This window comes from Fontivita pretiosa, assembly GCF_050410795.1.
GTDB lineage: Bacteria > Planctomycetota > Phycisphaerae > Tepidisphaerales > Tepidisphaeraceae > Fontivita > Fontivita pretiosa.
In genome coordinates, this window is the sequence record NZ_CP191258.1 from 3,928,231 (window position 1) to 3,941,213 (window position 12,983).

The following is a 12,983-nucleotide window of genomic DNA, read 5'->3' on the forward strand; positions in this document are numbered from 1 at the left end:
AGACAGGAAGTTAGAGATGAGAGACTGGAGACTGTGGCCGCAGTTTCTCATCCCTTGTCCTTCATTTCTCGATCAGTCGCGAAGTACTCTTGCAGCGGCCGCACATCCCAGTCACCTTTCTGCAGGGCGGCGATCGCGCGCACCGCGGCGCTGGCGCCGGTCAGCGTCGTGACGATCGGAACCTTGTACAACACCGACGTGGCGCGAATCTTGCCCTCGTCGGTCTGCGGGCCTTTCTTTGTCGGCGTGTTGATCAGCAGTTGCACTTGCCCGTTCTTGATCAGGTCGATGATGTTCGGGCGGCCTTCGGAAAGCTTGGGCACGCGTCGTGCTTCAATTCCGGCTTTGGACAGCGCCTCATAGGTTCCGCCTGTGGCCAGAATCTCGAAGCCGCACTCCTGGAACTGTCGCGCGATCGGCACGATCGCCTGTTTGTCCTCGTTGCGAACGGAGATGAAGACGGTGCCGCTGGTGGGCAGTGGGCCGCCGGCGGCGATCTGCGCCTTGGCAAAGGCGATCTCGAAGGTCTTGTCGATCCCCATCACCTCGCCGGTGGAGCGCATCTCCGGGCCAAGGATCACGTCCACCCCGGGGAACTTGCTGAAGGGGAATACGACTTCCTTGACCGACACGTGCGACGGATCGGGAGGTTCTGTCACACCGAGCTCTTTGAGGGTTTTGCCGGCCATCAGTTTGGCGGCGATTCTCGCCCAGGGCACGCCGGTGGCCTTGCTCACGAACGGCACCGTCCGCGAGGCGCGGGGGTTGACTTCGATGACGTAGATCTGGCCGTTCTTGATCGCGTATTGCACATTCATCAGGCCACAGACGCGCAGCGCCTTTGCCAGCGCCCGGGTCTGCCGCTTCAGCTCATCGACGATCTCTTTCGGCAGCGAGTAGGGCGGCAACGCACATGCGCTGTCGCCGCTGTGAATGCCTGCTTCCTCGATGTGTTCCATGACCCCGATGACGATGGCCTGACCACCATCTTCAGCTCCCTGCCCTGTGCCCCGGGCTGTGGGGGCATAGTCCGCGATGCAGTCCACATCCACTTCCGTCGCGGCATCCAGGAACTTGTCCACGAGGATCGTCGATCCCGAGGCGGCCTCCACGGCGTGGGTCATGTAGTAGTCGAGCTGCTGTTCATCCGAGACGATCTCCATGGCCCGCCCGCCCAGCACGAAGCTCGGACGCACCAGCACGGGATATCCGATTTCCCGGGCGATTTTTCGCGCTTCCTCGACGTTTCGCGCGATGCCGTTGGCGGGCTGCTTCAATCCCAGCTTCTGGAGAAGGGCGCGGAACTGCTCGCGATCACCGGCGGCATCAAGCGAATCGACCGTCGTGCCGATGATGGGCACGCCGGCCTCGTGAAGCCCGCGCGCCAGGTTCAGTGGGGTCTGCCCGCCGAACTGGACGATCACACCCTTGACCAGTCCGCCCCCGCCGCGAGTGGCGGAGCCAAATGGCCCGCCGTTGAGGCGTTCGCAGATGTTGAGGATGTCTTCGTGGGTGAGCGGCTCGAAGAACAGCAGGTCGGAAGTGTCGTAATCGGTGGAGACCGTTTCGGGGTTGGAATTGACCATCACCGACTCGTACCCCAGATCGCGCATCGCAAACGCCGCCTGCACGCAGCAGTAGTCGAACTCGATTCCCTGCCCGATACGGTTGGGGCCGCCGCCGATGATGATGACCTTCGGCTTGTCGCTCAGGCGAATCTCGTCTTCCACGATCACCTGCGCCTTGCCATTGATTAGCTGCACGAAGGGTTCTTCATAGGTCGAATAGTAGTACGGCGTGGCGGCCTCGAACTCCGCGGCACAGGTGTCCACCAGCTTGTAGACAGGCTTGATGCCCATGGATTCGCGCAATCGGCGAATCTCCTGTGGCGTTTTCTGCCAGACGGTGGCCAGTTGCACGTCGCTGTAGCCCCACTGTTTGGCGCGCAGCAGCACGCGTCGCAGCTCGCCCGGATCGGGCTGAGATTGCGAGAGCTTCAGCAGCTCCTGCTCGAAATCGACCAGCTCCTTCATCTGCGCCAGAAACCAGCGGTCGATCCGCGTCAGCTCATAGATCGTGTCGATCGACCAGCCCATCTTCATGGCGTAGCGGATGTAGTAGATCCGCCCCTGACTGGGTACGGCCAGCTTGCGACGCAGCTTCTGCTCCGGAATCGGCCACTCGTGGTCCAGCGACTCGCCCTGCGTGGTCTTGTCATCACTCATGTCACGGACGTCTGGCGCGTGCCGGCGGCTGGGAGATGACCAGAGATCGGGTCTTTCAACCGAAAGCTCGGGCCGCTCGACTGTGGCAGTCGCTGCCACGGGCGGGTCCTGCGTGACAGATTGTGCACGCTGGGCATTCAGCCACTTGTCGTATTTGTCAAGCCCGAACCCGAAACGCTTGACCTCCATGCTTCGGATGCCCTTTTGCAGCGCTTCCTTGAACGTGCGGCCGATGGCCATCGCCTCGCCGACGCTCTTCATCTGGGTTGTCAGCGTCTCATCGGCATCGGGGAACTTCTCGAACGTCCATCGCGGGATCTTGATCACGCAGTAGTCGATCGTCGGCTCGAAGCAGGCCACCGATTTCTTCGTGATGTCGTTCGGCAGCTCATCCAGCGTGTAGCCCACCGCGAGCTTGGCGGCGATCTTGGCGATCGGGAAGCCGGTGGCTTTTGAGGCCAGTGCCGACGATCTGGACACCCGTGGGTTCATCTCGACGACGACCATGTCGCCGTTCTCGGGGTTGACCGCGAACTGGATGTTGGATCCGCCGGTTTCCACGCCGACGGCGCGGATGACCGCGATGGCCGCATCGCGCATCCGCTGGTATTCCTTGTCGGTCAGGGTCTGGATTGGCGCCACGGTGATCGAATCGCCCGTGTGCACGCCCATCGGGTCCATGTTTTCGATCGAGCAGATGATCACGACGTTGTCGTTGCGGTCGCGCATCACCTCCAGCTCGTATTCCTTCCACCCGATCACGGATTGCTCGATGAGCACTTCGTGCACGGGCGAAGCATCCAGCCCGCGGGCGACGATCGTCTCGAACTCCTCGACGTTGTAGGCGATCCCGCCTCCCGTGCCCCCCAGCGTGAACGCCGGGCGGATGATCAATGGCAGGCCGATGTCCTCCAGAACCTTGTGTGCCTCGGCCATCGAGTGCACGACGCCGCTGCGGGGGACCTTCAACCCGATCTTGATCATCAGGTCCTTGAAGACCTGCCGGTCCTCGCCGCGATAGATCGCCTCGCGGTTGGCGCCGATCATCTGCACGCCGTATTTGCTCAGGATTCCCCGGTCGTAGCACGCCACGCCCGTGTTCAACCCGGTTTGTCCCCCCAGCGTCGGCAGCAGCGCATCGACGGGTGTGCCCCGGGCCTTTTCCCGGGCCAGGATTTTCTCCACCGCCTCGGGCGTGATCGGCTCGATGTAGGTCGCGTCGGCGAACTCCGGGTCAGTCATGATCGTCGCCGGGTTGGAGTTGATCAGGACGATCCGGTAGCCCTCTTCCTTCAGAGCGCGGCAAGCCTGCACACCCGAGTAATCGAACTCACAACCCTGCCCGATGACGATCGGGCCGGAACCAATGATCAGGATCGAATGAATGTCGGTACGCTTAGGCATCGAAGTCGAGTGACTTTATCCGCCGGCGGTTTTCTGTCCAATGGTTGGCCCACTTGCCCCCGAAACAGGCGGCAAATCCCCCGATCTGCTATCATGCCTGCCCAGGCTCGTATTCACGGGCATGGTACCCATCGTCCTCCAGCACGGCCTGTTCGGCTTCGGCCAGTTCGAACTGGCCAAGCTCAAGCTCTCGTATTTTCGCAGAATTGATGATGCGCTGCTGGAACGCGGGCATCCGCTGATCGTCTCGCGGGTTCATCCCACCGGGCCGATCCGCTTGCGTGCCGCGCAACTTAAAAGGACGATTCTTCAGCAAATCGAAGCCCGGCGCATTGAACAGCGGGTCGTCATCATCGCCCATTCGATGGGCGGGCTGGATGCCCGATACATGGTCAGCAGGCTGGGCATGGCCAGTCACGTGGCCGCGATTGTGACCGTCTGCACCCCGCATCGCGGCAGCCCGTATGCCGACTGGTGCCTGAAAAACCTCGGAAAGCGCCTGGGCGGGCTGAAGGTGATGAACCTGCTTGGGCTGGATGTGCGGGCCGTCTCGGATCTGAGCGTGGAGTCCTGCGCCCGCTTCAATGAATGCGTTCCCGACCATCCGGATGTCAGATATTACTCCATCAGCGCCGCCAGGCCCTGGCACCACGTCCCGCCCTTCTTGCTTCACTCGCACAGGCTGATTTACGATCGCGAGGGAGATAACGACGGATTGGTTTCCGTCGCCAGCGCCCGCTGGGGTCAGCATCTTGAAACCTGGCCGGCGGATCATCTGCACGTGATCAACAAACGACTGGTCCCGGAGATAAAAAACCGTACAGGGGACATCGTGCCGTATTACCTGCGCGCCCTGGATCGAATACTCGTTTCTGACGGACTCCTATGACGACGCTGAACTTTGCCCTCGTTGGCTGTGGTGGGATGGCCAATGCCCACGCCCAGCAAATCCAGAAGATTCCGGAAGTGAAAGTGGTTGCGCTGGTGGACCCGCTGCCGGGGCAGACCGCGACCTTCAGGCAGAAATACTTCCCCGATGCCGTGGAGTTTGACTCCTACGAGAAACTGCTGGAGAAGCCGCCGACCAGGCTCGATGCCGTCGTTCTCGTTACGCCCCACACCACCCATTACGCCCAGGCCAAGGCGGCGCTGGAACGCGGCATCCACGTGCTGGTCGAAAAACCCATGGTCACCAGCGTCGAACATGCCTATGACCTGTGGCGGACGGTCAAGCGCAGCGGCAAGCTGCTGGCCATCGCCGCCCAGGCGCCCTACACCCGCGAATACCAGTGCCTGGCCTGGATGCGCGACTCGGGGAGGCTTGGGCGCATCTCCCTGGCCTGTGGGTGGCTCAGCCAGAACTGGCTGCAACACACCCGTGGCAAGTGGAGGCAGGATCCGGTGCTGTCGGGCGGCGGACAGATGTACGACAGCGGCGCGCACGTGCTCAATGCGTTGCTGTGGCTGATCAACAGCCCGGTCGTCGAGGTCGCCTGCTTCTACGACAACTGTGGCGCCCCCGTCGAGATCGACGGCGTGGCCAGTGCCAAATTCGCCAATGGCACGCTGGCCAGCGTCGCGATCGGCGGCAGCGGCGTGCACTGGGACAACCAGATCATGATCCAGACCGACAAGCTCGTGGCCAAGACCGGCGCCCACGGCGGCTGGCTGGATCTGACCGGCCCCGGCGGACGCAGAATCTACCCCCGGATCGACGACCCGGATCATCCCGCTTCCGGAACGCCCGTGTTCAATTTCGTCAACGCCTTGCTCGGAAAACAACAACTGGTGCTTCCGGTGCGATACGGCGTGCTGCTGAGCGTGCTGCTTGATGCCATGTACCGCTCGGCCCGCGAAAAACGCATCGTGCACGTCGATCCCGTGCCCGAAGAACCAGACGATCGCAGCTAGCGTGCGGTGCCACCGCCGATCGCTGTGAGTCCCTTCCTGTTCCTCGTGCTGCGCACGCCCGCCTGTACGCTCGCGTGAGTTATCGGTCCTGCGTTGGCATCCGATTTAGGATATTTCCCTATCTGCCGATACAGGATTCCATGAACAGCACGTTGGCTGCGATCGTTAAATCCATCCTGCCCGCGGCGCAATGGCGGCTCGTTCGCCGCGCCACCAACCGGTTACGCTGGCTGCTCAAGTTCCGCCTGATGCGGATGTATGGCTTTCCCATCCTTCAACACCCCTGGGTCGCTGCCAAGTATGTCCTGTGGGATCCGGAGGTCGAGAGCTACACGTATGAACTGGCCAACGAGTCCGAGTACGTTGCATTCATCGCACCGCGGCTGGGTGTGCAGCCGCAACAGGTCCGCGCCTGGATCGACGAGGCCAGGACGGATCCGTATCTGACCCGCGATCGCGGCTTTCGCTGGAGCGCCAAACGACGGCTTCCCCTGGGAAACCGCCTCATGTGGTATCCCATCGCTCGGGCCCTCAAACCGAAGTTGATCGTCGAGGCCGGGGTCCATGAGGGGCTCGGCTCGGAAATGTTCCTGGTGGCCCTGGACCGCAACGCATCCGAAGGCTTCCCCGGACGGTTGATCTCGTTTGACATTCACGAGGATACCGGATGGCTGGTGCACCCGGACCTTCGCGCCCGCTGGACGCGCATCATCGAATCCACCCTCACCGGCATGCCGAAGGCGCTGCAAGGCCTGGAGGTGGATCTTTACATTCACGAGACGCCGCACGAGCCGCAGATCATCGGCGCCGAGCTGCGCTGCGCGTTGCGCCACGCCGCCCAACGCCTGGTCGTCATCGACTCCAGCGGCCTGATCCAAACCGTCCTGCGCGACCAGTGCGTAGTGCACGGCGGCTCTCACCACTTCTTCCTCGATCAACCGAAGAACCATATCGTCCGCAGTTACGGGATGGGCCTGGCATTCTTCGAGCGCAGCCGGATCCGCCTTGAGGCCTTGAACGACGATTCGCGGCAGGACGTGCAAAACCTCCATGGGAACTGTGGCAGAGCGTCCGATGGTCCGCTGGCCGATGCAGCGTAGCGTGCAATGGGCAAAGCGTGTGGCAGGCGATGCCGCCTGCGGTCTGAAGGCCCGTGGCGTCCCGGGGCGCCTACAATTGCGCCGCTGAGCAGGAGGGCTGATGCGGGTGCCTTCAGAAGATCCCCGGTTCGAGCCGCCGTTTGCGCTGATGGCGATCCTCGACCAGCTCGAACAACTCGACGGCTCGCAGCGGCAGGCGCGCCTCGCCGAGCTGGCCACCCAGCTCACGCCGGAACAGTTTCGCCAGCTCCAGGCGTCGCTGCTGTCGCGCGATGAAAGTGCCGGCGCGTTTCTGGAATCTCCCCCGTCGCTGGTGCGAAACGCGCAGGATGCGCTGCACCTGGCCGGCGCAGCTTCGCCGCCACTGCCTCAGCATATCGGGCATTACCGCGTCTTGCGTATCCTCGGCGAAGGCGGCATGGGTCTGGTCTACGAGGCCGAGCAGACACGTCCGCATCGTCGCGTGGCCCTGAAGGTCATCCGCCTGGGGACCATGACCCCGACCATGATGCGTCGCTTCGAATTCGAGGCCGACGTGCTGGCGCGGCTGGAGCATCCGGGGATCGCGCGCATTTACGAGGCGGGAGTCGCCGAAGCACCAGGCGCCGGCCACGGGCCGCAACCCTTTTTCGCGATGGAGCTGGTGCAGGGCCAACGACTCGACCGCTACCTCGCCGCCATCAACCCGACCGTCGATCGGCGACTGCGGCTGCTGATCCAGATCTGCCAGGCCGTTCATCACGCGCACACCCGTGGCATCATCCACCGCGACCTCAAGCCGGCCAACATCCTGATCAGCCCCGACGGCTCGCCGAAAATACTGGATTTCGGCGTGGCACGGATGACCGACTCGGACCTGCGTGCCACCCTTGCCGACCAGACACAATCCGGGCAGCTTCTCGGAACGCTGCCGTACATGGCGCCGGAGCAGGCCGCCGGACGCGTCCGCGAGCTGGATACCGCCTGCGACGTGTATGCGCTGGGCGTGATCGGCTACGAGATGCTTGGCGGACGCATGCCTTACCGGATCGAGGGCAGACCGCTGCACGAAGCAGTGCGTGTAATCTGCGAGGAAGAACCCAGCCGCCTCAGCAGCATCAACCGCAATCTCCGCGGCGACATCGAGACCATCATCGGCAAGGCGCTGGAAAAGGACCGCACGCGACGCTATGCCACCGCCGGTGAGCTGGCCGAGGACCTGAGGCGGTTTCTCGACGATGAGCCGATCACCGCTCGCGCCCCCGGCACGTGGTATCAGCTCCGCAAGTTCGCAAGGCGAAATCGGGTGCTGGTGACGAGCGTGGCGGCCACGATGCTGACGCTGGCGGCGGCTTCGATCGCGCTGACGGTTGGGTATTTCCGCCAGCGCGAGCTGAGCGCGCAGCTCGCCGCGCAGAAGGCCGCCGCCGAGACTGCGCGCGACGACGCCGTCGCCATGACCAGCTTCTTCACCGAGGATCTGCTGGCCCGCGCCGCGCCGTCGAGCCTGCCCGCCGCCCGCGTTCGCGACGCCGTCATCGCCGCCATGATCCAGCCCGCCGAACAACTCGTCTCGCAGCGCTTTCGCGATCGGCCGCTGCTGGAAGCCGCCGTGCGAAACAAGCTCGGCGAGCTGTACTACTTCATCGGTCGCGTCGATGCCGGCGTGCTCCAGATGCAACGCGCGGTGCAGCTCTATCGCGACAGCCTCGGTCCGGATGATCCCAACACCCTTACGACCATGAGCAACCTGGCCGGCCTGTACCAGGCGCAGGGAAAGCTCACCGAAGCCGAGGAATTGTTTGCCCAGGCCTGGCAGCGAGCCAGCACCGTGCTGGGTCCGGACAGTCGCTACAGCTTCAACATCGCCGTGAACTATGGCACGCTGCTGTGGGCGCGCGGCAAAAGCCAGCAGGCCGTGCCCATCCTCCGCGACACGCTGGCGCGCATGCGCGGCGCGCTGGGCGAGGACCACCCCGATACGCTCTCGTGTGCCAACGCGCTGGCGGTGGCACTTCAGGCCGACGGACAGCTTCAAGAAGCCGAACCCATTTATCGCGACGTGCTGGATCGCCGCCGACGCACGCTTGCCGATACCGATCCGGCGATCGCGATCAGCATGAACAACCTGGCATATCTGCTGGACGCGCAACGGAAGTACGCCGACGCCCGGCCGCTTTACGATCAGGTGTACGCCCGCCTGGGCAAGGTGCTGGGCGAGGATCACCCCGACACGATCCGCGCCGCCAACAACCTCGGTGATCTGCTGCGCCGAACGGGCAGGCTAACCGACGCTCGGCCACTGCTTCAGAACGCGCTGGATCGGCGTCGGCGGATCCTCGGCGCGCTGCATCCCGAAACGCTGGCATCCCTGAACAATCTGGCGATGTGTCTGATGGATGAGAAGGACCTGGCCGGCGCCGAGCCGCTGCTGGGCGAGTTGTTCCAGGCCGCGCAGTCGGCCCAGATCACTCCGACCCAGGCGGCGCGATACATGTCCTGGCACGGCGTGGTGCTGTGTCGGCTTGGGCGAAATGCCCAGGCGGAACCCGCGCTGCGCACCGCCCGCCAGCGCCTCGCCGCCACTGAGCAACAACACACCCACTGGTACGCCAACGTGGTAGATGCGCTGGCGAGAATCTGCCAGGCCGATGGCCGCCTCGACGAGGCCGCCCGCTACCGCGCCGAGCTGTCCCCGGCGACCGGGCCATGACTCTTTTCGCCGCTTGCGGAGGGTGCGATGCCGCTGAAAACCAACCCGGATGGTGTTGCAGTCTGTCGCTGCGCTGGCTGGATCCTCATGGCAGTCACGTCGCTTGCTTCATTCGCGGCTCAGGTGCGTGCAACCGAATGGATCGAGCTGGCCAGCGACGGCAGGGGGTTTGTCCAGCGGCCGTCGGGGCGCGTCTTCATTCCCTGGGGCTTCAACTACGACCGTGACTCCAGCTTTCGACTGATCGAAGACTATTGGCACGAGGAATGGGCAACCGTCCGGCAGGATTTTGAAGAGATGAAGCAACTGGGCGCCAACGTCGTGCGGGTTCATCTTCAGTTCGCCAAATTCATGGACGCCCCGGACCGGCCGAACCAGGCTAACCTCCAGCGGCTGCGGCAACTTGTGGACCTTGCCGAAGCGGTGGGCGTGTATCTGGATCTGACCGGCCTGGGAGCCTATCGCCGGCAGGACACTCCCGCCTGGTACGATGCACTTGACGAGCCGCAGCGCTGGGCAGCGCAGGCGCAGTTCTGGCAGGCCATTGCCGCTGCCTGTGCCGACCGGCCGGCGGTCTGGTGTTACAACCTCATCAACGAACCCATTGTCGCAGGCGAAAAACGCACCGAATGGGTACATCCCCAAGCGCTGGAGAATCTGCATTACGTGCAGTACATCAACCTCGATCCGGCTGGCCGGCAGCGCACGCAGATCGCCCGGCAGTGGGTCAGCCGCATGGTCGGCGCCATTCGTCAGCACGACCGGCGTCATCTGATCACCGTCGGCATCATCCCCATCGAGATAGGCCCGCCCGAGAACGCCGCAGGCTTCGCACCGACGGAGCTGGCCGACCAACTGGACTTTTTCAGCTTTCACATTTATCCGGAAGCCGACCGGTTCGATCCGTGGATCCAGATGCTGGAACGTTGTTCCAAAACAGGCCGGCCGATCGTGATTGAGGAGACGTTTCCGTTGAGATGCGATGCCCAGTCGCTGCAGAAGTTCATCCACCGCACCGCCGGGCTGGCCTGCGGGTGGATCGGATTCTACTGGGGCAAGGCTCCGGCCGAGTTGGCCGGGTCGAGCCGGCCTGCCGACCAGCTCACCCTGCAATGGCTTGAGTTGTTCCAGCGGATGAACCCGCAGCACTCAGGCTGGCCGACCCCGGCGCGGTAACCGCCGCCGCAAGGATATGTTGCTTCGGGGAATCAGCGGAGAGGAGGAGATTCGAACTCCTGAGGCCCTTGCGGACCTACCGGTTTTCGAAACCGGCGCATTCAACCACTCTGCCACCTCTCCAGTTGGATCCATGAATCCTATCAGCGGCGCAGGACTCAGTCAAAACGTGCGACGATGCGCCGCGCCAGCGCGGGCGATCTGATGGGTTGAGCATCCAATCCTGCGGCCGGGTATGTCCGCGATAGGATTCTCGTTGCCGTCGCTCACGCCCCAACGGAAGTTGTGGGCGTGGATGTCGCCCACGATCCGCTTCAGACTGATCGGCCCGGCTTTGTCGTGGGTAAGCTGATCGAGCAGTCTGACGGCGGCCAGCAGGTGCTCGGCGCCAGCGTGCTCGCCCGTGTGAAACGCCAGGGCGTCGATTCTGGCCAATCGAGCGGCGAGCAGTTGCAGCAAGGCCATCAGGGTCCGGTCTCCGCCATAGGTCCCGCAACCCCAGAATCCCGGCTGGACAACGACCTTTCAAGGACAAGGGAGTTTTTCAGGAGTGTGGCGGGTCGTGCGCCGAAGCCCATGGTCGCCGGGCTACGCGGGGGCGGGCAGGTGGGCGACGTACTGGGCCAGCGCCTCCAGCGGGATTGGCCAGCAGAGCGGCGACGGCTCGGGCTTTTCAGACGGCGCGGGCGTCGGCTGCGTCGAACCGCAAAGCCACAGTACACGGGAAGTATCATCGCCCAACGACTGTGTGACTTGCCGGACCTGGCTGGCGGTGAAGCCGGGGGTGCTGCCGCTGGGCGCAACAATGACGACTCCATCGTGCTGGGCGGCGGCGAGCTCGTCGGGAGTAGGCAGTCGCTGCTGCACATCGACATGTGCCAGCGACTCCAGCGCAGTCTGCATCGGGCAAAACGCCGAATACGACGGATGACGTGCCAGCCAGATTCTCGCTGTGGTCGGGGAATACAGAGGCTTGGCGAGCTGTGACTGCTCGGCCGGAGACATCCTGGCCAGCACGAGGGTCAGGGCGACGATCTCCGCCCTGAAACGTGCGGCGTCGGGTCGGGGCGGATCGGTCTGCCCAAGGCAGTGGCGGCAGTCGGCGCGTGTGACGGGGGCGACACGTGAGCTGCTGGCCGACGCAAGAAGCAGGCCGTTGGCATAGAGATTGGCGATTCGCAGGATCAGGTCGATGGGCTTGTGGGCGCGTTGTGCGGCGGCGTGGGTGGTCGAGTGCAGGGCCTCGATGGGAGCGCGAACGGCATCGGGAAGCCCCATGCAGCGAAGGATGATCACGACCAGATCGTTGTGCGTGACTCCGAGCATTTGCCGTTCGAGATGGTCGCGGCGCAGTCCTGTTTGCGCCTGCGCTTGCAGGACCTGTTTGAGCTCGGCGGCAAAATGCGTATGGAACAGAATCTCGCCCAGATCGTGACACAGGCCCACCAGGTATGCAGTGGCGGCGTGTTGATCGAGCTGACCGGCCAACTGCTCGCAGAGTTTGGCCACTGCCAGCGAGTGTTGCCAGCAGCGGATCGGGCTGAAGCCGTCATCGGCGATGTCGGGCATGGAGTCGAAGATGCCGACGGTTGCGGTGATGTTGCGTACGGCGTCGCAGCCGATGTGGCGTACGGCGTCGGCGACGGTGGAGATCACGCCCCGGCGCGCGGTATACGCGGCGCTGTTGGCAGCCTGCAGCACGCGGGCCGACAGCACCAGATCGCGCGAGACCAGAGCGGCGACCTGCGCCACGTCCGCATGCGGCGAGGCGGCCAGTGCCGCAACCTGCGCGACCACGCCTGAAAGCGTCCTGGCCTGAAGCGCGCTCTCGGCGCGCTGGATGCACTGCTCACGTGTAAGCAGCCGTGGGATTTGTGCGTTCTGTGGCGTGCTGGTGGCAGCGCTGCTGGGTTGTGCAGGCGCGATCGGCTGGGTCGGGTGGACGGCAAGATCCTGATCGGGGGTGTGGGCGGCGGGGGGGCCGCCAAGGTGTCGGCGCAGGCGCGTCAGCAGATCCTTCAACGAAAACTGCGACTTGATGAGGTAGCCCTGGACTCCCAGGCGGGCGGCTTGCAGCACGCTGTCCCGCTTTTCGTCGGCGGTCAGAAGGATGACCGGGGTGTTGGCCAGCCGCCGGTCCGATCGCATCTGACGCAGTACCTGCGCGCCGTTAAGGTCAGGCAGGTGCAGGTCGAGCAGGACCAGATCCGGTTGATGTCCGGCGATGATCGCCAGCGCTTCACCGGCGTTCTGGGCTGTAAGCACGCCATACCCCTCGGCTCGAAGCACCGCCTCGATCGTCTCGCGAAAGATGGCCATGTCGTCCACGATGAGGATGGTGTTCACGCTGCGGACTCCGACGAAAGGCCAGTAAAGGCGAGGGATGCACAACCGCTGGAGCTGGCGGAGGCGCGATGCGCCCGCCATTTTCATTGATCGGCAGTTGCGGGGACGACAGTTGTAGTCCCAAGAGAA

7 protein-coding genes, 1 tRNA gene and 1 pseudogene are annotated in these 12,983 nt (G+C 63.8%); 5 read left to right on the plus strand and 4 right to left on the minus strand.

The features are described 5' to 3' along the window. Positions 1-47: 47 nt before the first annotated feature. A complete protein-coding gene (gene carB / locus ACQS5P_RS15850; protein WP_428937591.1) occupies positions 48-3,629 on the minus strand; it encodes a carbamoyl-phosphate synthase large subunit in 3,582 nt (1,193 codons plus the stop codon). 121 nt (positions 3,630-3,750) lie between these two features. On the opposite strand from carB, the gene ACQS5P_RS15855 reads away from it, so the two are divergent. The 5 genes from ACQS5P_RS15855 to ACQS5P_RS15875 all read left to right on the plus strand — a co-directional run bounded on the left by ACQS5P_RS15855 (position 3,751) and on the right by ACQS5P_RS15875 (position 10,508). After that, positions 3,751-4,518: an esterase/lipase family protein gene (locus ACQS5P_RS15855; RefSeq protein ID WP_428937592.1), complete on the plus strand. Its 768-nt coding sequence runs from the start codon at positions 3,751-3,753 to the stop codon at positions 4,516-4,518. Then, entirely contained in the window at positions 4,515-5,540 is a 1,026-nt protein-coding gene (locus ACQS5P_RS15860) for a Gfo/Idh/MocA family protein (protein WP_428937593.1), read from the plus strand. Before ACQS5P_RS15855 ends, ACQS5P_RS15860 begins: the two co-directional genes overlap by 4 nt. A 140-nt stretch (positions 5,541-5,680) precedes the next feature. Beyond that, positions 5,681-6,640, plus strand: coding sequence for a class I SAM-dependent methyltransferase (locus tag ACQS5P_RS15865; protein ID WP_428937594.1), 960 nt, complete (start codon positions 5,681-5,683; stop codon positions 6,638-6,640). Between the two features lie 100 nt (positions 6,641-6,740). Then, entirely contained in the window at positions 6,741-9,332 is a 2,592-nt protein-coding gene (locus tag ACQS5P_RS15870) for a tetratricopeptide repeat protein (protein WP_428937595.1), read from the plus strand. A gap of 87 nt (positions 9,333-9,419) precedes the next feature. Next, positions 9,420-10,508, plus strand: coding sequence for a cellulase family glycosylhydrolase (locus tag ACQS5P_RS15875; protein ID WP_428937596.1), 1,089 nt, complete (start codon positions 9,420-9,422; stop codon positions 10,506-10,508). A gap of 36 nt (positions 10,509-10,544) precedes the next feature. Here ACQS5P_RS15875 and ACQS5P_RS15880 read toward each other — a convergent pair. From ACQS5P_RS15880 to ACQS5P_RS15890, 3 genes and pseudogenes are all read right to left on the minus strand, one after another. After that, positions 10,545-10,631 (minus strand) — tRNA-Ser (locus ACQS5P_RS15880). A 39-nt stretch (positions 10,632-10,670) separates the two neighbouring features. Next, positions 10,671-11,012: pseudogene (locus ACQS5P_RS15885) on the minus strand (hypothetical protein); the annotation flags it as partial. 84 nt (positions 11,013-11,096) lie between these two features. Then, on the minus strand, positions 11,097-12,854 hold the full coding sequence (locus ACQS5P_RS15890) for an HDOD domain-containing protein (protein WP_428937597.1): 1,758 nt from the start codon (positions 12,852-12,854) through the stop codon (positions 11,097-11,099). Positions 12,855-12,983: the final 129 nt, after the last annotated feature.